Source organism: Streptomyces sp. CB03234, assembly GCF_001905885.1.
GTDB lineage: Bacteria > Actinomycetota > Actinomycetes > Streptomycetales > Streptomycetaceae > Streptomyces.
Window position 1 is genome coordinate 40,848 of sequence record NZ_LIYH01000005.1, and the last position, 21,315, is coordinate 62,162.

General features: G+C 72.2%; 17 protein-coding genes, 4 tRNA genes and 1 other RNA gene. 10 read left to right on the top strand and 12 right to left on the bottom strand.

Translation table 11 applies throughout. The features are described from left to right. Positions 1–28: 28 nt before the first annotated feature. The 3 genes from purF to AMK26_RS21435 all read right to left on the bottom strand — a co-directional run bounded on the left by purF (position 29) and on the right by AMK26_RS21435 (position 3,645). A complete protein-coding gene (gene purF / locus AMK26_RS21425; protein WP_073756359.1) occupies positions 29–1,555 on the bottom strand; it encodes an amidophosphoribosyltransferase in 1,527 nt (508 codons plus the stop codon). Between the two features lie 315 nt (positions 1,556–1,870). Continuing rightward, complete coding sequence (locus tag AMK26_RS21430; RefSeq protein WP_073757033.1) at positions 1,871–2,764, bottom strand: META domain-containing protein; 894 nt, start codon at positions 2,762–2,764, stop codon at positions 1,871–1,873. A gap of 65 nt (positions 2,765–2,829) precedes the next feature. Next, positions 2,830–3,645, bottom strand: coding sequence for a maleylpyruvate isomerase family mycothiol-dependent enzyme (locus AMK26_RS21435; RefSeq protein WP_073756360.1), 816 nt, complete (start codon positions 3,643–3,645; stop codon positions 2,830–2,832). 107 nt (positions 3,646–3,752) lie between these two features. Between AMK26_RS21435 and AMK26_RS21440 the strand changes: the two genes are divergently transcribed. After that, positions 3,753–4,157 (top strand): nuclear transport factor 2 family protein, encoded by a 405-nt coding sequence (locus AMK26_RS21440; protein ID WP_073756361.1) that lies wholly within the window; start codon positions 3,753–3,755, stop codon positions 4,155–4,157. Between the two features lie 88 nt (positions 4,158–4,245). Here AMK26_RS21440 and purL read toward each other — a convergent pair whose 3' ends face one another. Genes purL through purS form a run of 3 tightly spaced genes read right to left on the bottom strand, consistent with a single transcriptional unit; the run spans position 4,246 to position 7,417 of the window. Next, on the bottom strand, positions 4,246–6,495 hold the full coding sequence (purL, locus tag AMK26_RS21445) for a phosphoribosylformylglycinamidine synthase subunit PurL (protein ID WP_073756362.1): 2,250 nt from the start codon (positions 6,493–6,495) through the stop codon (positions 4,246–4,248). After that, positions 6,492–7,175: a phosphoribosylformylglycinamidine synthase subunit PurQ gene (purQ, locus tag AMK26_RS21450; protein ID WP_073756363.1), complete on the bottom strand. Its 684-nt coding sequence runs from the start codon at positions 7,173–7,175 to the stop codon at positions 6,492–6,494. The genes purL and purQ overlap by 4 nt, the downstream gene beginning before the upstream one ends. Then, entirely contained in the window at positions 7,172–7,417 is a 246-nt protein-coding gene (purS, locus tag AMK26_RS21455; protein WP_073756364.1) for a phosphoribosylformylglycinamidine synthase subunit PurS, read from the bottom strand. Before purS ends, purQ begins: the two co-directional genes overlap by 4 nt. A gap of 337 nt (positions 7,418–7,754) precedes the next feature. Between purS and AMK26_RS21460 the strand changes: the two genes are divergently transcribed. From AMK26_RS21460 to AMK26_RS21495, 8 genes are all read left to right on the top strand, one after another. Next, positions 7,755–8,108, top strand: a complete 354-nt coding sequence (locus AMK26_RS21460) for an Lsr2 dimerization domain-containing protein (RefSeq protein ID WP_198944135.1) — start codon at positions 7,755–7,757, stop codon at positions 8,106–8,108. A gap of 113 nt (positions 8,109–8,221) precedes the next feature. Beyond that, positions 8,222–8,296: transfer RNA gene (locus AMK26_RS21465), tRNA-Gly, on the top strand. A 76-nt stretch (positions 8,297–8,372) separates the two neighbouring features. Next, positions 8,373–8,445: transfer RNA gene (locus AMK26_RS21470), tRNA-Gly, on the top strand. Between the two features lie 136 nt (positions 8,446–8,581). Continuing rightward, a complete protein-coding gene (locus AMK26_RS21475; RefSeq protein ID WP_073756366.1) occupies positions 8,582–9,493 on the top strand; it encodes an ABC transporter ATP-binding protein in 912 nt (303 codons plus the stop codon). Between the two features lies 1 nt (position 9,494). Continuing rightward, complete coding sequence (locus AMK26_RS21480; RefSeq protein WP_073756367.1) at positions 9,495–10,262, top strand: ABC transporter permease; 768 nt, start codon at positions 9,495–9,497, stop codon at positions 10,260–10,262. Positions 10,263–10,282: 20 nt separating this feature from the next. Further along, entirely contained in the window at positions 10,283–11,662 is a 1,380-nt protein-coding gene (locus AMK26_RS21485; protein WP_073757034.1) for a sensor histidine kinase, read from the top strand. Beyond that, positions 11,662–12,273, top strand: a complete 612-nt coding sequence (locus tag AMK26_RS21490) for a response regulator transcription factor (protein WP_073757035.1) — start codon at positions 11,662–11,664, stop codon at positions 12,271–12,273. Before AMK26_RS21485 ends, AMK26_RS21490 begins: the two co-directional genes overlap by 1 nt. Positions 12,274–12,294: 21 nt before the next feature. Next, positions 12,295–12,367 (top strand) — tRNA-Gly (locus AMK26_RS21495). 46 nt (positions 12,368–12,413) lie between these two features. Here the strand turns inward: AMK26_RS21495 and AMK26_RS21500 are convergent. From AMK26_RS21500 to ffs, 6 genes are all read right to left on the bottom strand, one after another. Next, positions 12,414–13,313 (bottom strand): phosphoribosylaminoimidazolesuccinocarboxamide synthase, encoded by a 900-nt coding sequence (locus tag AMK26_RS21500; protein WP_073756368.1) that lies wholly within the window; start codon positions 13,311–13,313, stop codon positions 12,414–12,416. Between the two features lie 189 nt (positions 13,314–13,502). Next, positions 13,503–14,963, bottom strand: coding sequence for a N,N-dimethylformamidase beta subunit family domain-containing protein (locus AMK26_RS21505; protein ID WP_073756369.1), 1,461 nt, complete (start codon positions 14,961–14,963; stop codon positions 13,503–13,505). 163 nt (positions 14,964–15,126) lie between these two features. After that, the gene (locus AMK26_RS21510; RefSeq protein ID WP_073756370.1) at positions 15,127–17,106 is read right to left on the bottom strand and encodes a hypothetical protein; all 1,980 of its coding nucleotides are present in this window, start codon (positions 17,104–17,106) and stop codon (positions 15,127–15,129) included. A 255-nt stretch (positions 17,107–17,361) separates the two neighbouring features. Beyond that, positions 17,362–18,612: a phosphoribosylamine--glycine ligase gene (purD, locus tag AMK26_RS21515; protein ID WP_073756371.1), complete on the bottom strand. Its 1,251-nt coding sequence runs from the start codon at positions 18,610–18,612 to the stop codon at positions 17,362–17,364. 61 nt (positions 18,613–18,673) lie between these two features. After that, positions 18,674–20,887, bottom strand: coding sequence for a DNA polymerase III subunit gamma and tau (locus tag AMK26_RS21520; protein ID WP_073756372.1), 2,214 nt, complete (start codon positions 20,885–20,887; stop codon positions 18,674–18,676). Positions 20,888–20,948: 61 nt separating this feature from the next. Further along, positions 20,949–21,047, bottom strand: an RNA gene (ffs, locus tag AMK26_RS21525) — signal recognition particle sRNA small type. Between the two features lie 108 nt (positions 21,048–21,155). On the opposite strand from ffs, the gene AMK26_RS21530 reads away from it, so the two are divergent. Then, positions 21,156–21,240: transfer RNA gene (locus AMK26_RS21530), tRNA-Ser, on the top strand. Positions 21,241–21,315: the final 75 nt, after the last annotated feature.

Consider the following 21,315-nt stretch of genomic DNA (forward strand, 5'->3'; position numbering starts at 1 on the left):
TGTCGTACTGCAGGGATTGCGGGTGGTCCTACGGGCGACGGAGGGCGTCGGCCGCGGCCGTGGCGGCCGGTCCGGCGGCCAGCTCGGTCTCCAGGAGCTGCTTGCCGAGCAGCTCGGGGTCCGGCAGCTCCATCGGGTACTCACCGTCGAAGCAGGCGCGGCACAGCTTCTGCTTGTCGATGGTGGTGGCCTCGATCATCCCGTCGAGGGAGATGTACGAGAGGGAGTCGGCGCCCAGCGACTTGCCGATCTCGTCGACCGTCATGCCGTTGGCGATCAGCTCGGCGCGGGTGGCGAAGTCGATGCCGAAGAAGCACGGCCACTTCACGGGCGGGGAGGAGATCCGGATGTGGACCTCGGCGGCCCCGGCCTCGCGGAGCATCCGGACGAGCGCGCGCTGGGTGTTGCCGCGGACGATCGAGTCGTCCACGACCACCAGGCGCTTGCCCTTGATGACTTCCTTCAGCGGGTTCAGCTTCAGGCGGATGCCCAGCTGGCGGATGGTCTGGGACGGCTGGATGAAGGTCCGGCCGACATACGCGTTCTTCACCAGGCCCGCGCCGAAGGGGATGCCGCTGGCCTCCGCGTACCCGATCGCGGCGGGCGTGCCGGACTCGGGGGTGGCTATGACCAGGTCGGCCTCGACGGGGGCTTCTTTGGCCAGCTTGCGGCCCATCTCCACCCGGGAGAGGTACACGTTCCGGCCGGCGATGTCGGTGTCGGGACGCGCCAGGTAGACGTACTCGAAGACACAGCCCTTGGGCTTCGCTTCCGCGAATCGCGAAGTGCGGATGCCGTTCTCGTCGATCGCGATCAACTCGCCGGGCTCGACCTCGCGGACGTAGGCGGCGCCGCAGATGTCGAGGGCGGCGGACTCGGAGGCGACGACCCAGCCGCGCTCCAGGCGGCCGAGGACCAGCGGGCGGATGCCCTGCGGGTCACGGGCGGCGTAGAGGGTGTGCTCGTCCATGAAGACGAGGGAGAAGGCGCCCAGCACCTCGGGGAGGACCTTGGCGGCCGCCCCCTCGATGGTCAGCGGCTTGCCGTCGTCGTCGACCTGGCCCGCGAGCAGCGCGGTGACGAGGTCGGTGTCGTTGGTGGCGGCCACCTGCGTGGCGCGGCCGTCCTGCTTGGGGAGGTCGGCGACCATCTCGGCGAGCTGGGCGGTGTTCACCAGGTTGCCGTTGTGGCCGAGCGCGATGGAGCCGTGGGCGGTGGCCCGGAAGGTCGGCTGCGCGTTCTCCCACACGGAGGCACCGGTGGTCGAGTAGCGGGCGTGACCGACCGCGATGTGACCCTGGAGGGAACCGAGAGAGGTCTCGTCGAAGACCTGGGAGACCAGGCCCATGTCCTTGAAGACGAGGATCTGGGAGCCGTTGCTGACCGCGATTCCCGCGGATTCCTGGCCCCGATGCTGGAGGGCGTAGAGCCCGAAGTACGTGAGCTTTGCGACCTCTTCACCCGGAGCCCAGACACCGAAGACGCCACAAGCGTCCTGGGGGCCTTTTTCGCCGGGAAGCAGATCGTGATTGAGTCGACCGTCACCACGTGGCACGCCACCGAGTGTAGGCGAGATCGACCACTGGTCCGAATTGGGGACGGGCCGGGGAGCAGGCCGCGGAAGAATCGATTCCGGTGGCCTCGCCGGCGATCGGTCCGCGGGCCCTGGTGCCGGTCGGGCGGGAAGCGGACGCGCGGCGGGCGCCGATCAAGCGCTGACCAGGGCCTCAGCCGGGTCTGAGCTGGGCTTCTGTGCGATCCGCCAAGGCCCGTCGCGTGGCGTCCGGAGACCCGGGGGCGGCCCCGCCCGGGGCCGCCCGCCTGCTGCGAGGCGCGCCGGGTGTGACGGACCTCGCAGCGGGGCCGGATGCTACTGGCCGGCGGGAGCGCGTGTCGCCTTGTTTTCCGCGCCCGGAGTCGCGCCCGCCTCCGCCGCCGCCGCGGCGAAGCCCGTCTTGTCCGGGGCGGTGACGGTCAGGCTGCGGTGGTCGATCGTGTACGCGACCTTGCCCTTCATCGTCTTCAGCAGGGCGCGCTCCAGCTCCATCTCGGGGCCCCGGCAGAGCTTGCGGGTCGTGGTGACACGGCCGAACGTCATCGTCGAGCCCTCGGTGGTGACGGAGGCGTTGAACTGGTTGCAGCCCAGCGTTCCGCGTACGGAGCCGTCCTTGCCGAACACGAAGGACGCCTTGCCCTCGGTGCCGGCCGGCAGGGAGGTGGCGGCCTGGCCGGAGACCAGCGAGTTCACCGTCCACTTGGTTCCGACGAGGGGCGCCGGAGGCTGCTCGCTGAGCCGGATCGTGTCGCCGTCGCCGGTGGTCAGCGTCAGCTCCCCGTCGGTCAGCTTCGCCTTGAGCGTGCCGGTGAGGGCGGACTTCAGCGCGTCCTCGAAGCCCTGGAGGGGCTCGGGGCAGCCGATCTCGGTCATGCCCGTGTCGCTGAGGGTGACCGTGTCGCCCTGCACGGTCGCCCTGGCGCTGAAGTGGTTGCAGCCGAAGTTGCCCTTGGCCCGGCCCTTGGTGTCGATCCGGACATGGGCGCCGGCCGGGGCAGCGGTCTTCCTGCCGTCGACGGTGACGCTCTCGACGGTCCAGTGGACTCCGGTGACGGGCACATCGGGGCGTACGGAGGTGCTCCCGTCGCCCGCGCCCGAACCGGTTCCGGATTGGGTGCCGCAGGCGGTGAGGGCGAGGGCGAGGAGCGGGACGAGCGCGGCGGCGGCCCCGGTGAGGTGCGGCGGCCTTTGCTGCGGCTTCTTCGGCATGGTCGGCATGGTGATGGGACGGGCCGGGCGGGGGCCTGGTTCCGCGTCAGGGCCGTACGGGGGAGTCAGCCGAGGACCGGGAGGTGGGCCGACAGGTCCGCCCGTTCGCCGCTCGCCCGGACCTGGGCCGCGGACACGGCCTCCGCCCACGTCGTACGTCCCGTGGCCAGCCGCACCCACGTCAGCGGGTCGGTCTCGACGACGTTCGGCGGCGTACCGCGCGTGTGCCTGGGCCCCTCGACGCACTGCACCACCGCGTACGGCGGCACCCGCACCTCCACCGATCCGCCGGGGGCCTTCACCGCGAGCGCGTCGGCGAGCAGCCGGGTGCAGGCGGCCAGCGCCTGACGGTCGTACGGGACGGCGAGCCCGGTCGCGTCGTTCAGGTCGTCGGTGTGGACGATCAGCTCGACGGTACGGGTCACCAGGAGGTCGTCGAGGCGTACGCCCCCGAAGCGGGTGGTGATCAGCCGCTCGTCCGGGGCCGCGACCAGCACGTCGGCGAACTGCTGCCCGGTCTCCTCGTACAGCGCGGCGAGCGCGCCCTGGGTGTCCGCCGCCGCCTCGGCGATCTCCCGGGTGTCGTGGTCGACGTCCCCGGCGAACTTCCGGGTGGCGAGCGGCCATTCCAGCAGGGTGAGGTCGCGCGTGGCGGGCGGGGGCGCGGCCACGCCCCGGACGACCGAACGCACCGCCATGGTGATGTGCGCGGCCAGTTCGAGGACCGTCCACTCCCCCAGCCGCGTCGGCTGCCGGAGCTGCTCGGGCGTGAGGGTGAGAATCCCTTGGCGTACGTGGTCGAACTGCGCGAGCAGAGCCGCCCGGGTCTTGGCGGGGTCGTAACTGCGGGTGCGCTGGGTGCGCTTCCTGGCCGGTGGCATGGGGCGAGGTTAGCCCGCCGCCGCATGGCACGGGGCGGAGTCCGGGCGGACGATGGAGAAGGACGGCAATGACGGCTTGGTAAGGGCACGAAAGGCAGGAAGCGACCATGAGCGAACACCCGGACTCCGCCCTGGTCCGCCGGAGCTACGCCGCGTTCGGCAAGGGCGACATGGAAACCGTCGGCTCCCTGATGACGGCGGACTGCGTCCACCACTCGCCGGGGTCCAGTCAGGTCTCCGGGCACCACAAGGGCCGTGACAACGTCCTGGGCTACTTCGGCAAGCTCTCCGAGCTGTCCGGTGGTTCCCTGCGCGTCGAGCTCAAGGACGTCTTCGTGGACGGGCGCGGGCATGCCATGGCGACCCACAAGTGGTTCGCCGAGCGCGGGGACCGTGGCATCGAGATGAAGGGTGGTCTCTTCATCACGATCGTGGGCGGCAAGTTCTCGGACGTCGACGAGTGTGTCGAGGACATCGACGAAGCGGACGCCTTCTGGGGCACGGCCGACTGACTCCTGGTGGACTCCGGGCTCCGGACTCCACCGAAAGAGCCCCCGCCCGGACCGCGGGGTCCGGACAGGGGCTCTCCCAGGCGGATCGTCAGGCGAGCAGACCCGGGATGGTCGCCTCGTACGCCGTCCGCAGCTCGCTCAGCGCGATGCTGAACTCGCCCTGCACGTCGATCTCGTCGCCGTCCACGACACCGATGCGGGTCGCGGGCAGGCCACGGGCGCCGCACATGTCGGTGAAGCGGAGTTCCTCGCTGCGCGGGACGGACACGACCGCGCGGCCGGCCGACTCGCTGAACAGGAACGTGAACGCGTCCAGACCGTCCGGGACGATCAGGCGCGCGCCCTTCCCGCCGCGCAGGCAGGACTCGACGACCGCCTGGACCAGACCGCCGTCCGACAGGTCGTGCGCGGCGTCGATCATGCCGTCGCGGGAGCCGGCGATCAGGATCTCGCCGAGCAGCTTCTCCCGGTCCAGGTCGACCTTGGGCGGCAGGCCGCCGAGGTGGTGGTGGACGACCTCGGACCACGCCGAGCCGCCGAACTCCTCACGCGTGTCGCCCAGCAGGTAGAGGAGCTGGCCCTCTTCGGCGAAGGCGATAGGCGTACGGCGGTTGACGTCGTCGATCACGCCGAGGACGGCCACCACGGGGGTGGGGTGGATCGCCACGTCACCGGTCTGGTTGTAGAGCGAGACGTTGCCGCCCGTCACCGGCGTACCGAGCTTCTGGCAGCCGTCCGCCAGACCGCGCGTGGCCTCGGCGAACTGCCACATGACCGCCGGGTCCTCCGGCGAGCCGAAGTTCAGGCAGTTGGAGATGGCGAGCGGCTTGGCGCCGGAGGCGGCGACATTGCGGTACGACTCCGCCAGCGCGAGCTGCGCGCCCGCGTACGGGTCGAGCTTGGCGTACCGGCCGTTGCCGTCCGTGGCGATCGCCACGCCGAGGTTGGTCTCCTCGTCGATCCGGATCATGCCGGAGTCCTCGGGCTGGGCGAGGACGGTGTTGCCCTGCACGTAACGGTCGTACTGGTCGGTGATCCACGCCTTGGAGGCCTGGTTCGGCGACGAGACCAGGGCGAGGACCTGTTCGCGCAGCTCCTCCGCCGTCTGCGGCCGGGGCAGCTTGTTCGCGTCGTCGGCCTGGAGCGCGTCCTGCCACGCGGGCCGCTCGTACGGGCGGTGGTAGGTCGGGCCCTCGTGGGCGACGGTGCCGGGGGGGACGTCGACGATTCGCGAGCCGTGCCAGAAGATCTCCAGGCGGTCGCCGTCGGTCACCTCACCGATGACGGTGGCGATGACGTCCCACTTCTCGCAGATCTCCATGAAGCGGTCGACGTGCTGCGGCTCGACGATCGCGCACATGCGCTCCTGCGACTCGCTCATGAGGATCTCCTCAGGCGAGAGCGAGGCGTCGCGCAGCGGCACGGTGTCCAGCTCGACGCGCATACCGCCGGTACCGGCGGAGGCGAGTTCGCTGGTCGCGCAGGACAGGCCCGCGCCACCGAGGTCCTGGATGCCCGCGACGAGCTTCTCCCTGAAGATCTCAAGGGTGCACTCGATCAGGAGCTTCTCCTGGAACGGGTCGCCGACCTGGACGGCGGGCCGCTTGGTGGGCTTCGTGTCGTCGAAGGTCTCCGAGGCCAGTACGGACACGCCGCCGATGCCGTCGCCGCCCGTCCGGGCGCCGTACAGGATCACCTTGTTGCCGGGGCCGGACGCCTTCGCGAGGTGGATGTCCTCGTGCTTCATCACACCGATGCAGCCCGCGTTGACCAGCGGATTGCCCTGGTAGCAGGAGTCGAAGACGACCTCGCCGCCGATGTTCGCCAGCCCCAGGCAGTTGCCGTAGCCGCCGATGCCCGCCACGACGCCCGGCAGGACGCGCTTGGTGTCGGGGTGGTCGGCCGCGCCGAACCGCAGCGGGTCGACGACCGCGACCGGGCGGGCACCCATGGCGAGGATGTCGCGGACGATGCCGCCCACGCCGGTGGCCGCGCCCTGGTAGGGCTCGATGTACGAGGGGTGGTTGTGCGACTCGACCTTGAAGGTCACCGCGTACCCCTGGCCGACGTCGACGACGCCCGCGTTCTCGCCGATGCCGACGAGCATGGCGTCGTTCTCCGGCACCTTCTCGCCGAACTGCTTCAGGTGGACCTTGCTGCTCTTGTACGAGCAGTGCTCGGACCACATGACGGAGTACATGGCCAGCTCGGCACCGGTCGGGCGCCGGCCCAGGATCTCCCGGATGCGCTCGTACTCGTCCTTCTTCAGGCCGAGCTCGGCCCACGGCTGCTCGACGTCGGGCGTCTCGGTGGCGTGCTTGACGGTGTCGAGGCTCATCGGACGTTGACCAGCTTCTTGAGGATCGAGGTGAAGAAACCGAGCCCATCGGTACGGCCCGTGCCGACCAGCGGCTCCACGGCGTGCTCGGGGTGCGGCATCAGGCCGACGACGTTGCCTGCGGCGTTGGTGATGCCGGCGATGTCGCGCAGCGAGCCGTTGGGGTTGAAGTCGCGGTACCGGAAGACGACCCGCCCCTCGGCCTCCAGCTCGTCGAGCGTGCGCTCGTCGGCGACGTACCGGCCGTCGATGTTCTTGAGCGGGATGTGGATCTCCTGGCCCTGCTCGTAATCGCTGGTCCAGGCGGTTTCCGCGTTCTCCACCCGCAGCTTCTGGTCGCGGCAGATGAAGTGCAGGTGGTTGTTGCGCAGCATCGCGCCGGGCAGCAGGTGCGACTCGGTCAGCACCTGGAAGCCGTTGCAGATGCCCAGGACCGGCATACCGGCCTTCGCCTGCTCGATGATCGTTTCCATCACCGGCGAGAACCGGGAGATGGCACCGGCGCGCAGGTAGTCGCCGTAGGAGAACCCGCCCGGCAGGACGACCGCGTCGACCTGCTTGAGGTCCTTGTCACGGTGCCAGAGCGACACGGGCTCCGCGCCCGCGACCCGGACCGCGCGCAGCGCGTCCCGGTCGTCGAGCGTCCCGGGGAAGGTGACGACCCCGATCCGAGCGGTCACGACTCCACCTTCACGACGAAGTCCTCGATGACGGTGTTGGCGAGGAAGGTTTCGGCCATCTCGTGGATGCGGGCGAGGGCGGCGTCGTCGACCGGCCCTTCCACATCGAGCTCGAAACGCTTCCCCTGACGGACGTCGGCGATTCCCTCGAAGCCGAGACGGGGCAGTGCGCGCTGCACCGCCTGTCCCTGCGGGTCGAGGATCTCCGGCTTGAGCATGACGTCGACTACGACGCGTGCCACTGGCACTCCCGGTGGTGTGTTGCGTGGGCGGTTCCCTCAGCGTACCTGTCTCCAAATTCTACGCGGGTAGACATCTGGAGGTCCCTACAAAAACCGGCAAGAACGGGCCGAGAACCAGCGGGAAAAATCCCGGAAAAGAATGACCCCGGGCATTGCCGCCGGACACGCTGATGCAATTGGCTGGGTTCACAATGCCACGCGATCCGCTGTACAAAGGAATACAGAGGAAAGAACCATTGCCTCTCAACAGCCGTAAATCCGGTATCGCCGCATGTCACGCATGTCGAGCACGTGGGCAGGCGCGTCTGGGCGGCACCGCGGGAAAGGACCGATATCCGTGGCGCAGCGCGTAGTGGTCACACTCTTCGACGACATCGACGGAGGGGAAGCGGCGGAAACGGTCATGTTCGGCCTCGACGGTAAGACGTACGAGATCGACCTCAATCCCGCCAATGCAAAGAAACTGCGCGAGACCCTCGCGCCGTACGTGGCGGCCGGCCGCAAGCAGTCCGTCGGCGGCGGTACGGGCGGCGGGGGCGGCGCCGGGGCGCCGCGCGCCTCGTACAAGCGCACCGCGCTCGAACCCGACCCGGCGGCGGTCCGCGCCTGGGCCCAGTCCAACAAGATGGACGTCCCGGCCCGCGGCCGGATCCCGAAGCGGGTCTACGAGGCGTTCCGCGAGGCGAGCTGAGCGACCGTCGCCGACTGCCCCGGAACACCGAGTTGCGCGACACCCCAGGTGATCCGCTAGAGTCTGGATCACGCCGAGGGGCAAGGCCGAAAGGCCCGAACCTCACGGAGCGTGCGGGTGTAGTTCAGTAGTAGAACATCCCCCTTCCAGGGGGAAGGCGCAGTGTGCGATCCCTGTCACCCGCTCCACATCACGTACCGAGCACTCCGGTGCATCAGGTACAGTGGTGTTCGCACCGCCCAGTGAAAGCTGGTCGGGAGCACTGCGGACGTGGCTCAGTTGGTAGAGCATCACCTTGCCAAGGTGAGGGTCGCGAGTTCGAATCTCGTCGTCCGCTCAGAGTACGAAGGCCCCGGTCATCACGACCGGGGCCTTCGGCGTTTTCCCGCGCCTCCGACCCGATGACATTTGTCATCGGCAACCGGTGACAGCGCGGCCTGCCCGCGCGCGGCCGGCGGCGGAAGCCTTGAGACATGACAGGCATGACGTACGTGATTGAGGCCGAGGACGTCCGGCGCGGCTACGCCGGGGGCTTCGAGGCCGTGACCGGAATCACCTTCTCCGTGGCGCCCGGCGAGATCTTCGCCCTGCTCGGCACCAACGGCGCCGGCAAGACCTCCACCGTGGAACTGCTGGAGGGCCTCGCGCGCCCGAGCGGCGGCACCGTACGGGTCCTCGGCCACGACCCGTACGCCCAACGCGCCGCCGTCCGGCCCCGGATCGGGGTGATGCTCCAGGAGGGCGGCTTCCCCTCCGACCTCACGGTCACCGAGACCGTACGGATGTGGGCCGGCTGCACCACCGGTGCGCGGCCGGCCGGCGAGGCGCTGGAGATGGTCGGACTCGCCGCCCGGTCCCGCGTACGCGTCAAGCAGCTGTCCGGCGGCGAGAAGCGGCGGCTCGACCTCGCGCTCGCCCTGCTCGGCCGCCCCGAGGTGCTGTTCCTGGACGAGCCGTCGACCGGGCTGGACGCGGAGGGGCGGCGCGACACCTGGGAACTGGTGCGGGCGCTGCGGGACGGCGGTACGACCGTGCTGCTCACGACGCACTACCTGGAGGAGGCCGAGGCGCTCGCCGACCGGTTGGCGATCATGCGTCAGGGCCGGATCGTGGCGGCCGGCACGCCCGGCCAGGTGACGGCCGAGCGGCCCGCCCGCATCCGCTTCACCCTCCCGGAAGGGGTGCCGGCCGGGCGGTTGCCGCTGTCGCTGAAGGCCGCCGCGACGGGCCGGAGGGTCGAGATCCGTACGCACACGCTCCAGGACGCGCTCGGCGAGCTGCTGCTGTGGGCCCACGAGAGCGGCGTACGGCTCCAAGGGCTCGACGCCCGGTCCGCCTCGCTCGAAGAGGCCTTCCTCGACATCGCGCGGAACGAAGGTGTGTGACATGACGTCCGTGGCGGAACGGATGGGCGCGCTGGGGCGGGCCGAACTGACGCTCCTCGTACGGAACCGGTACGCGCTGTTCACGGCGCTGCTGATGCCCGTGCTGATGGTGGGCGTGCTGCGCGGCTCGCTCGACCGCGTCGACCTCGACCGGGCCGGGATGAGCGCCGTCGAGGCGGCGCTGAGCGGCGGCGTCGTGATGATGCTGATCCTCGTCGTCTACCTCAACCTCGTCTCCGCGTACGTGGCCCGGCGCGAGGAGCTGGTGCTCAAGCGGCTGCGTACGGGCGAGGCCTCCGACCGGGAGATCCTCGCCGGGACCGCACTGCCGGCGGTCGTGCTCGCGGTGGCGCAGAGCGCGCTGATCGTGGTGGCGGGCGTGGCGGTCCTCGGGGTGGGCGCGCCGCAGCGGCCCGAACTGCTGGTGGGCGGTGTGCTGGTCGGGGTGGTGATGCTGATCGCGCTCGCCGGGGCGACGGCGGCGGTCACCCGCACCGTGGAGAGCGCGCAGATCACCACCATGCCGCTGTTCATGATCTCGGCGATCGGTTCGGGGCTGTTCATGCCGCTGGAGATCCTTCCGGAGAGGGTCGCCTCGGTGTGCGAACTGCTGCCGCTGACGGGTGTGATGACGCTCGTACGGGCCGGCTGGCTGGGCGGCGGGGGCGACGCCGGAGAGCTGCTGGGCGCGGCGCTCACAGCGCTGGCCTGGACGGTGATCTCGGTGTTTGCTGTGCAGCGGTGGTTCCGCTGGGAACCACGGCGCTGAGGCTTTCGGGGGAGCGGGACATGAAGCTGACGGGCTGGTGGAGCCGGCGGAGCAACCCGGAGAAGGTCGAGCTCTACACCCGTTGGTCGTTCCACACGTTCGCGCTGATCGAGATCGGTGGGGTCGGGCTGCGGGCGCTGTCCGGGGTGCCGCAGCCGCTGGGTGGCTGGCTCCTGCTGCTGGCGTGCGCGCACGCCGTGCTGGGCGGGCTGCTGTCGGCGCGGGCCCTGGACTGGACCGTGGGGCGGCGGGAGCGCCCGTACCGGCTGATCGCCGCGCACGGCGCGCTGTCGGTCGTGCTGGCCGCCGGGGCGCTGGTGCTGCGCAGGGTCGGTGCGCTGGACGACACCGGGACCGCCGGGGCGGTGGTGGTCGGGGCACTCGGCTTCGGTATCGGGTCCGTGGTGCTCTGCATGGTGAAGGCCCGCCACATGCTCTACCTGGTCCTGGCTACGGGGGCGGGCGTCGCACTGGTCTGCCTGGCGCTCGGGCTGCCCGGGCAGGAGGCTGTCGGCTTCTCGGTGGGATTCCTCGTCGGCGGGTTGCTGCTGGCGTTCACCAGCGGGTTCTCGGGCTGGCTGCTGCGGGCGGTGTGGGAACTGGACGCGGCGCGGGAGCTCCAGGCGCGGCTCGCGGTCGCGGAGGAGCGGCTGCGGTTCGGGCGGGACCTGCACGATGTGATGGGCCGCAACCTCTCGGTGATCGCGCTGAAGAGCGAGCTGGCGGTACAGCTCGCCCGGCGCGGCAAGGAGGAGGCGGCGGTGGAGCAGATGGCCGAGGTCCAGCGGATCGCGCGGGAGTCCCAGCGGGAGGTGCGCGACGTGGTGCGCGGCTACCGGGAGGCCGACCTGCACACGGAACTGGAGGGCGCGCGGGGGGTGTTGGCGGCCGCCGGCATCGCGTGCACGGTGGTGGCGGGGGATGTGGACCTGCCGGTGCGGGTCCAGTCGGCGCTCGCCTGGGTGGTACGGGAGGGCACGACGAACGTCCTGCGGCACGGGGACGCGCGGCGGTGCTCGGTGACGGTGTCCGTGTCCGGGTCGGGGTTGGGGTTGGGGTCCGGGTTGGGGTCGGGGTCCGGGTCAAGGTCGGGGTCGGGGTCCGGGTTGGGATCCGGGTCCGGGTCCGGGTCGGCGGGTGCGGAGGAGGGGTGTGCGGTGCTGGTGGTCGAGAACGACGGGGTGGACGGCGGGGCGGATGTTGGGGCGGGGGCGGGTGTTGGGGCGGGAGTTGGGGCCGGGTCGGGGCTGGCCGGGCTGCGGGAGCGGCTGGCGGCGCTGGACGGGACGCTGGAGGCCGGGTGGGTGAGCGGCGGGCGGTTCCGGGTGACGGCGCGGGTGCCGCTCGGCGCGTCCGGGACGGGGGCGGCCGGGGCGGCTGTTGTGGAGGTGGCGCGGTGATCACTCCCGTACGCGTACTGCTGGCCGATGACGAGCACCTGATACGAGGTGCGCTGGCCGCCCTGCTCGGGCTGGAGGACGATCTCGTGGTGGTCGCCGAGGCGGCGTCCGGGCATGAGGCGCTCGCCATGGCGCGGGCGCACCGGCCGGACGTCGCGGTGCTGGACCTGCAGATGCCGGGCGCCGACGGTGTGAAGGTCGCCACATCGCTGCGGGCCGAGCTGCCCGGGTGCCGCACCATGATCGTGACCGGTCACGGCCGTCCCGGGCACCTGAAGCGGGCCCTCGCGGCGGGGGTGCGGGGCTTCGTACCGAAGACGGTCAGCGCCCAGCGGCTCGCCGAGATCATCCGTACCGTCCATGCCGGAAACCGTTACGTCGACCCGGAGTTGGCCGCCGACGCGATCTCCGCCGGCGACTCGCCGCTGACCGCGCGGGAGGCGGAGGTGCTGGAGCTGGCGGGGGACGGGGCGCCGATCGCGGAGATCGCGCGGCGGGCGGCCCTGTCGCCCGGGACCGTACGGAACTACTTGTCGTCGGCCGCCTCGAAGCTGGGTGCCGAGAACCGTCATGCGGCGGCGCGTCTCGCCCGCGAGCGAGGTTGGGTATAGTGGTTTCGCGCTACGGCGCATGCGGACGTAGCTCAGTTGGTAGAGCGCAACCTTGCCAAGGTTGAGGTCGCGAGTTCGAGCCTCGTCGTCCGCTCAGATGGAAGCCCCCCAGCCGGTCGGCCGGGGGGCTTCTTCGTTGCTCAGGCCCAGGCGTGGCCGGTCAGCAGCTCGTACGCCTCCAGGTACTTGGCGCGGGTCGCCTCCACCACCCGCTCCGGGAGGGGCGGCGGGGGCTGCTCGCTCGTGCGGTCCCAGCCGGAGGCCGGCGAGGTCAGCCAGTCGCGTACGTACTGCTTGTCGTAGGAGGGCTGGGCGTGGCCCGGCTCCCAGGTGTCGGCCGGCCAGAACCGGGAGGAGTCCGGGGTCAGCACCTCGTCGGCGAGGACCAGGCCGTCGCCGTCGTGCCCGAACTCGAACTTGGTGTCCGCGAGGATGATCCCCCGGTCCCGGGCGATGTCGCGGGCGCGGGAGTAGATCGCGAGGGTCGACTGGCGCAGCTGGGCGGCGGTCTCCGCGCCGACCTGGCGGGCGACCTCCTCGTACGACACGTTCTCGTCGTGGTCGCCGACGGCCGCCTTGGTGGCGGGGGTGAAGATCGGCGCGGGGAGCTCGGAGCCGTCGGTGAGGCCTTCGGGGAGGGCGAGGCCGCAGACCGTACGGGACTCCTTGTACTCGGCGAGGCCGGAGCCGGTGAGGTAGCCGCGCGCCACGCACTCGACCGGGACCATGCGCAGCGACCGGCAGATCAGGGTGCGGCCCGCCCAGTCGGCGGGGGCGCCGGCGGGCAGGTCGGTGGAGATGACGTGGTTGGGGATGAGATCGGCGAGCCGGTCGAACCACCAGAGGGAGAGCTGCGTGAGGACACGGCCCTTGTCCGGGATCTCGGTGGGCAGCACCCAGTCGTAGGCGGAGATACGGTCACTGGCGACCATGACGAGGTCGCCCGCCTCGTTCTGGTACAGGTCGCGCACCTTGCCGGTGTGCAGATGCACCAGGCCCGGGACCTGGAGCGGCTCGGGCTTTTCGACGAATCCGGACACGGTTCCTCCCCGTGGTTCTGTCCAATCAGCTCCGATTCTCCCGCATGCGGGGCCGGGCTTTGGCCAGGGGTCTCGCGGATCGCACGGGATGGTCGGGAAGGATCTTCGGGACGAGGCTCGCGTGGCTGTCGGCGTGGGTGTCGGCGTCGGTGCCGGCGTCGGTGCCGGAGCGAGACTCTCAGGTGCGTTCTAGTCCCGTTTGCAGATGCGGTCCAGGAGGTTGGCTGTGGCGCGCTGGATACGGAGGTCGACATGACCCGGCCGGTCCAGGGCGGGTGACCAGGCGAAGGTGCCGGAGGCGAACACCAGGGCGCCGGAGGGGGCGCGGTAGAGGGAGGTCTCCTGGTGGCGCACGTTGTTCTCGCCGTCCCGGTAGGGGGAGTGGGCGAGCAGGATGCGGCGCCGGTGCTCGGGGAGGGCGGTGCGCGGGAAGTACCGGTCGGCCTCGCCGGCGACCAGGCCGGGCAGTTCGTCGCCCTCGCCGGCGCCGGTGGCGTCCCAGAGCCAGTGCTCGGCGTTGCGGACGACCATCGGGTGCGGTTCGGGGACCCGGCCCGCGTACTGGATGCCGAGCAGCTGCTGCTCGGGGCGGTCGATCTCGCGCCACAGGGCCGGTTTGCCCGGGCCCCGGCGTTTTCGGCAGGTGAGGAGGCGGTCGGGGACGCCGGAGGGGGAGGGCGCCAGCTCGACCTGCCAGTACATGGTGTTGGCGGAGAGGAACACCAGCGAGGTGCCCTGGTCGCGGGCCTGCTCGACGGTACGGCGCATGGGGACGGACCAGTACTCGTCGTGGCCGGGGAAGACCAGGCCCCGGTAGCGGGCCGGGTCGACGCGGCCGGCGTGCAGGTCGCGGGCGTCGGCGTACGCGAGGTCGTAGCCGTACCGCTCGGCCCAGCGGATGAAGTCGTAGGCGTGGCCGACGTGGAGCGGGAGCCCGGCGCCGGCGTACGGGCGGTCGAAGGAGACGGTCGTCGCCGCGTCCTCCTCACCGAGCAGGCGGCCGTTCTCGTCCCAGGCGTGGTAGAGGCTGGCGCCGGTGCGGCCGTCCTCCGGGTAGAGGTTGTAGGCCTGCCAGGTGACGTCCGGGAGCAGCAGGAGCAGGTCGGCGGGGTGGCTGTCGCGGACGGTGAAGGGGATGTGGGAGCGGTAGCCGTCGGCGGTGGTGAGGACGGCCACGTACGCGCCGATCGACCAGTAGGAGGGGATCTGGAGCCGCCAGGAGAGCCACCAGTGGTGGCAGGAGACGGTCCGGTCGGCGGTGAGCGGGGGCGGCTGGACGATGCCGGCCAGGCGCGGGCTGGTGGTGATCTTGGCGGCGCCGTCGCCCGCGTAGTGACCGATCCGATAGATGTCGACCGAGAACTGCTGGGGTGGGTCCACGGTGATGTGGAAGTCGATCGCCTCGCCGGGGGCGACCGCGCCGGTGGAGGAGAAGCCCTTGATCTGGCGGCGTACGTCGTCGGCGGAGCGCGGCCCGCCGTGGCCGCCGCGCGCGAGGGCGGGGTCGGCGTACCAGGGGACGACCTGGCCGGTGTCGCCGAAGTACTGCTCGCTGCCGCGCAGCCAGGGCAGCGGCCCCTGGCCGAACGGGTCCGTCACGGCATGGGCGAGGGCTCCCGATTCCCACCGCCGAATCTGTTCCGCCCCCATGTGCGCCCCTCCCTCGACTCCCCCGCGACTGTCAGTGCCGATCCACAGCACATCACATAACGCACGCACTCCGTCACCGTTCGTCGTTAATTGGCGAGAACGGAACGTGGCATTCCGCTCCTGGCGCGCCGGTCGCGCGTCGGCCCCGTGTCGCGCGCGTCGGTCAGACGAGACGGACGGGCTTCTCGGGACGTACGCCGACGGTCGCCAGCCAGGAGCGGAGCGGCTCGGGGTCGGCGTCCTCTATGAGCGTCAGGACGCGGGCGGCGAGGTCCGGGTGCCGCTTGCCGCCCACGAGGAGGGTCGGCCCGTCGAGCCAGTCCAGCCCGGGGGCGGCGCCGGCGGTGTCGACGGCGGCGCAGCACACCATGGCGGTCACATGGTCGGCCAGCAACTCCCGCTCGCTGCGGGGCGGCTGCAACGGGAACAACGGCAGCGCGTCGCCCCCGGGGCCCCACGCGGCATGGTCCAGGTCGCCGGGGACGGACATGGGGGGTGGGGTGGCAGGTTGGGTGCCGGGTGGGGTGCCGGTCGGGGTGGGCCGTCCGGCGCCTGTCGGGGCGTCGGGCCCGGGGCTGGGGCTGGGGCTGGGGCCTGTCGGGGCGTCGGGGGCGAGGGCGGGGTCTGTCGGGGCGTCGGGTGGCGTGTTTGCGCCTCCGCCGGGGCGGGCGTCCGGGCCGTTCGGGGCGGGGCGGGCATCGTGGGGCCCCGGCCCCTGGGCGGCGGCCTCCCCCCGGGCCGGCTCTCCGACCGGAACGGCCGCCGAGCCGTGCGTCACGGGTGCCGACCCGGCCAGCGCGGTGCCCGTCTCCGCGGCGGCCTCGGAGACCGGGGCCGCAGCAGTCGTGGGGGGCGTCCCAGGGCCGGTGGTGGCCTCGCGGGAGAGTTCGGCGGTGATGGCGGCGGCGAGGGTTTCGCCGGTTCGGGCAGTGGCCAGGTGGTCCATCACGCGCGCCAGCGTCGCCTCCGCGTCGCGGTCGACGCCGAGACGGTCGAGGACCCGGTGGAGGCGGGCGGCCTCCGTACGCCACTTGCGGTCGACGACCTCGTCCGGGTACTGCTGCCAGTCCACCGGCGCCCAGTCGGGGCCCGCCTCCGCCGGCCCGCCGTGGAAGAGGCGGGCGGCCAGCAGGGAGGTGGCCTCGTCGACGAGGCCCGGCTCTTCGAGCAGGTCGCACGCCGGGCGCTCGCCCAGCCGGGAGGCGAAGCCCTCCGCCAGCCGGTCGCGCCGCGACAGTTCGGTGAGCGCCGAGACGACGCCCGCGTCCAGCCGGGAGGGCCAGCGGCCCATGCGCCAGGCGGGGAGGGCCACCCGGGTCAGCAGCCGGTCCCAGCCCGCGTACGCCAGCCCGACCTGCTCCTGGGCGACGATCCGCAGGCCGTAGTCCACAGCCTGTGCACGCTCCGACGCGGCCGCCGCCACGCCCCGCTCCATCTCCGCGACGTGCCCCTGGCAGCCCCGCACCAGCAGCCGGGCGACCGCCGCCACGAAACGCGCGGCCACGCGCCGTACCGGATCGAGCCCCGGCCGGTCCGCCGCCGCGACCGCCGCGTCCAGGCCCCGGACGAAACGGCGGGCCGCCGCTATGTCGGGGTGCGCGGACGGTCCCGTACCGGCGACGACCGGCGCCAGCACCGCCCGCAGCTCGGCGACCCGCATCCACCACAGGAACGGCGACCCTATGACCAGGACGGGCGGGGTGTCGGAACGGTGCACGCCCGGTATGCCGGGAATGCCGTGCGCCGGGTGCGTACGGTCCTCCAGCCAGCTGTCGCAGTCCGGGGTGAGCGCTATCCCGGAGGGCGCCGGCACGTCCAGCCGCCCGGCCAGGTCCTGCACCAAGCGGTACAGGTCGGGGGCCGACTCCTGGGGGATCTCGACCGTCGGGGTGAGCGCCGGCCGGGCCCGCGCGATCACCACCGCGACCGCCGCCGCGGCCGCCAGGACGACCACCGCGACCACCGACACCACCCAGCGCGCGACGTCCCAGCCGGCGCCGGGCAGCCGGCCCGTGGCGCCACCGGCCAGCAGCACGACGGCGAACGCCGTGGGCAGCAACGCCAGGGCCAGCGCCCTGCCGCGGACCCGCAGCACGGCCAGGGCCCGGGCGCGCGCGGCCCGCGCACCCAGCTCCTCACCCATCCCGAAACGAGTACCGGAATCGGACACGGCCGTACGTCACCCCCTTCTGCCCTGCGGCGGACTGCCTCGCGGCGGTGTAGGTCACTCCCCCACTGTGGCACCCACCACTGACATCGCAATGCCGGTGGGCCAAGTGCCGGAACGCTTGCGCGGCACCCTAGTTGGGGCACCGGCAGGCGTCATCCGGATGGCTCAGCCGTCACTCGATGGAATGGCTTTGGGCAAAGGTGAAGACGGTTCAGGGCGCGAGCGGGTTCACTGCCCGGCCGCCTTGCGCGCGATGTCCGTACGGTGCTGGGACCCGTCAAGCCGGATGCGTCCGACCGCCGCGTACGCCCGCTCCCGCGCCTCCGCGAGGTCCTTGCCGGTCGCGGTGACGGACAGTACGCGCCCGCCCGCGCTCACGATCGCGTCGCCGTCCCGCTTGGTCCCGGCGTGCAGGACGTACGCGTGGGGCGCGTCCTTCGCCGCGACCTCGTCCAGGCCCTCGATCGGGTCACCGGTGCGGGGCGTGCCGGGGTAGTTGTGCGAGGCGACGACCACGGTGACGGCGGCGTCGTCGCGCCAGTTCAGGGGCGGCTCGCTGTCGAGGGTGCCGTTCGCGGCGTGCAGCAGGACCCGGGCGAGCGGGGTGCGGAGGCGGGCGAGGACCACCTGGGTCTCCGGGTCGCCGAAGCGGGCGTTGAACTCGATGACCCGTACACCGCGCGAGGTGATCGCGAGCCCCGCGTACAGCAGCCCCTGGAAGGGCGTGCCGCGGCGGCGGAGCTCGTCGACGGTGGGCTGGAGCACGCTCGCCATGACCTCGTCGACCAGCTTGGGGTCGGCCCACGGCAGCGGCGAGTAGGCGCCCATGCCGCCGGTGTTGGGGCCCTCGTCGCCGTCGAGGGCGCGCTTGAAGTCCTGGGCGGGGGTGAGCGGCAGCACGGTGGTGCCGTCGGTGATCGCGAAGAGGGAGACCTCGGGGCCGTCCAGGTACTCCTCGATGACCACGCGGTCGCAGGAGCGCGCGTGGGCGCGGGCCTGCTCGAGGTCGCCGGTGACGACGACGCCCTTGCCGGCCGCGAGGCCGTCGTCCTTGACGACGTACGGGGCGCCGAAGGCGTCGAGCGCCTCGTCGATCTCGTCGTGGGTCGTGCAGACGTACGAGCGGGCCGTGGGGACGCCGGCGGCGGCCATCACGTCCTTCGCGAACGCCTTGGAGCCCTCCAGCTGGGCGGCCTCCTTGGAGGGGCCGAAGCAGGGGATGCCGGCCGCTCGTACGGCGTCGGCGACACCGGCGACGAGCGGTGCCTCCGGGCCGACGACGACCAGGTCGGCCTCCAGGCCGGTGGCCAGGCGGGCCACGGCCGCGCCGTCGAGGGCGTCGACCGGGTGCAGCTCGGCGACCTCCGCGATTCCGGCGTTGCCGGGCGCGCAGTGCAGAGCGGTGACGTCGGGATCGAGGGAGAGAGAGCGGCACAGGGCGTGTTCGCGGGCGCCGCCGCCGATGACGAGGACCTTCACGCCAGCCAGGGTAGCCCGCGGGGCGGGGCGATCTTTGTGCGGGCCACCGAGGACACCCCCGCTACTCGTTCGTATATTCCTCCACCACCGTCGCCCCGAGCTCGCGCACGATCAGCTCGTGGCCGGAGAGCGCCGAGTCGACGAGGTCGGGGTCGTCGTCCTCCGGCATGTCGTCCTCGGGCCTGACCGGCTGCCGGGCGGCCGGGGCGCGCGGAGGCTCCGGCGCGGGGGCGCTGGGAGCCGATGCGGGAGCCGGCTGGGGCGCGGGCGCCTGCGGCGCCTGCTGTACGGGCCGGGGAGCCGCCGGCGGCGCGGGCGCGGGCGCCTGCTGGGGCGGGCGGCCACCGCCGTAGCCACCGCCGCCGCCGTAGCCACCACTGCCGCCTCCGGACGACGGCGGGGGCGCGGAGCCGCCCGACGGGTCGACGATCGCCTCGATCTTCCACTGGACGTTGAACTGCTCGGCGAGCGCCTGCTTCAGTACGTCCTCGCTGCCGCTGCTCGCGAAGTTGTCACGGGCGCCGGCGTTGAGGAAGCCGAGCTGGAGGGTGGTGCCGTCGAAGCCGGCCACCTGGGCGTTCTGGCTGAGCAGGATCCAGGTGAAGCGGCGACGGTTCTTGACCGCCTCCAGGATCTCCGGCCACATGTTCCGCACCTGGGCGGCGCCCTGTGCCATACCGGGACCGGCGGACGCGGGTGCCGGTGCGGACGCGGGCGCCGGTGCGGGCGCCGAGGGCTCCGGGTGCCGGGCGGGAGCGGGCGCGGACGCGGAGGGCCAGGCGCCCGGTCGGTTGCCGGACTCCTGGGACCCGGGCGCGGCGGCGGAGGGCCACGCCCCGGGCCGGGACGCGGCAGGCGCGGCAGGAGCGGCAGGAGCGGGCGGCGACGCGGGGGCGGGCGCCGGGGCCGGTTCGGGCGCCGGAGCCGGTGCGGGCGGCGCGGCAGCCGGAGCGGGCGCCGGAGCAGGCCCCTCCCCCGGTCCCCGTACCGCCGCGCGGGCAGCGGCGGGCCCGCCGCCCGGTACGGCCGGCGGCACCTGGGCATGGGCCTCGGGCCCCGGTACGTACCCCATGGCGGGCCCCGGCCCCGTCGCCTGGAAGGCGGCGCCCTGGACCACCGAGCCGCGCTCCAGCCGGTCGAGCCGGGCCAGCAGCGACCGCTCGTCGGTGTACGCGGCGGGCAGCAGCACGCGCGCGCAGATCAGCTCCAGCTGGAGGCGCGGCGAGGTGGCACCGCGCATCTCGGTGAGCCCGGTGTTCACGATGTCGGCGGCCCGGCTGAGCTCGGCGGCCCCGAGCACGGACGCCTGGGCCTGCATCCGCTCGACCACGTCGGCGGGGGCGTCGATCAGCCCCTTCTCGGCGGCGTCCGGCACGGCGGCCAGGATCACCAGGTCCCGCAGCCGCTCCAGCAGGTCGGCCACGAACCGCCGCGGGTCGTTGCCGCCCTCGATGACCCGGTCGACGACCTCGAACGCGGCGGCGCCGTCCCCGGCGGCGAAGGCGTCCACCACCGAGTCGAGCAGCGAGCCGTCCGTATAACCGAGGAGCGCGGTGGCCATGGCATATGTCACACCGTCCTCGGCGGCACCGGCCAGCAGCTGGTCCATGACGGACATCGAGTCACGCACGGACCCGGCCCCGGCCCGCACGACGAGCGGCAGCACGCCCTCCTCGACCGGGATCTGCTCCTTGCCGCACACCTCTGCCAGGTACTCCCGCAACGTCCCGGGCGGCACGAGCCGGAAGGGGTAGTGGTGCGTACGCGACCGGATGGTCCCGATGACCTTCTCGGGCTCGGTCGTCGCGAAGATGAACTTCAGGTGCTCCGGCGGCTCCTCGACCACCTTCAGCAGGGCGTTGAAGCCCGCCGAGGTGACCATGTGCGCCTCGTCGATGATGTAGATCTTGTAGCGGCTGCTCGCCGGCCCGAAGAAGGCCTTTTCCCGCAGCTCACGGGCGTCGTCCACGCCACCGTGCGATGCGGCGTCGATCTCGATGACGTCGATCGACCCCGGCCCGTTCCTGGCCAGGTCCCGGCACGACTGGCACTCCCCGCAGGGCGTGGGCGTCGGACCCTGCTCACAGTTCAGGCAGCGGGCCAGGATCCGGGCGCTGGTCGTCTTCCCACACCCACGCGGCCCACTGAACAGGTACGCGTGATTGACCCGGTTGTTCCGCAGGGCCTGCTGCAACGGGTCGGTGACATGCTCCTGCCCGATGACCTCGGCGAAGGACTCGGGACGATAGCGGCGGTACAGCGCAAGGGACGACACCCTTACGACGATATCGGGCCCCACCGACAATCGACCCGGCCCACCGACCCCCACCCCCGCCAACGCAAGCGCCCCTCACGCACCCGCCAGAGCCGACCTACCCTTGCTGCCTTCCGGCCCTGGGGGAGTTCAGTCAGATAGCGCCACGTGAGGGGCTGCGCCCAGCCTACCTGATGGCGGAGGCGGCCTGGGCACCCCCGGCACCCCCGGACGGTCCCCAGGGGAACGGGTTCGCGAGCACTCCTCAACGTCTTGTATTGTTTGCGGCGGAGGATTCGCCTAGAGGCCTAGGGCGCACGCTTGGAAAGCGTGTTGGGGGCAACCCCTCACGAGTTCGAATCTCGTATCCTCCGCAGCCGCCTGAACAGGCGAAACGAAGACCCCGGACCGCTCCAGCGGCCGGGGTCTTCGGCGTGCCCTGGTCTCAG

Coding starts and splice junctions, on each gene's coding strand:
- AMK26_RS21430 (WP_073757033.1), bottom strand. CDS start 2,764: ATGCCGAAGAAGCCGCAGCAAAGGCCGCCGCACCTCACCGGGGCCGCC.
- AMK26_RS21435 (WP_073756360.1), bottom strand. CDS start 3,645: ATGCCACCGGCCAGGAAGCGCACCCAGCGCACCCGCAGTTACGACCCC.
- AMK26_RS21440 (WP_073756361.1), top strand. CDS start 3,753: ATGAGCGAACACCCGGACTCCGCCCTGGTCCGCCGGAGCTACGCCGCG.
- purL (WP_073756362.1), bottom strand. CDS start 6,495: ATGAGCCTCGACACCGTCAAGCACGCCACCGAGACGCCCGACGTCGAG.
- AMK26_RS21475 (WP_073756366.1), top strand. CDS start 8,582: ATGACAGGCATGACGTACGTGATTGAGGCCGAGGACGTCCGGCGCGGC.
- AMK26_RS21480 (WP_073756367.1), top strand. CDS start 9,495: ATGACGTCCGTGGCGGAACGGATGGGCGCGCTGGGGCGGGCCGAACTG.
- AMK26_RS21485 (WP_073757034.1), top strand. CDS start 10,283: ATGAAGCTGACGGGCTGGTGGAGCCGGCGGAGCAACCCGGAGAAGGTC.
- AMK26_RS21505 (WP_073756369.1), bottom strand. CDS start 14,963: ATGGGGGCGGAACAGATTCGGCGGTGGGAATCGGGAGCCCTCGCCCAT.
- AMK26_RS21510 (WP_073756370.1), bottom strand. CDS start 17,106: ATGGGTGAGGAGCTGGGTGCGCGGGCCGCGCGCGCCCGGGCCCTGGCC.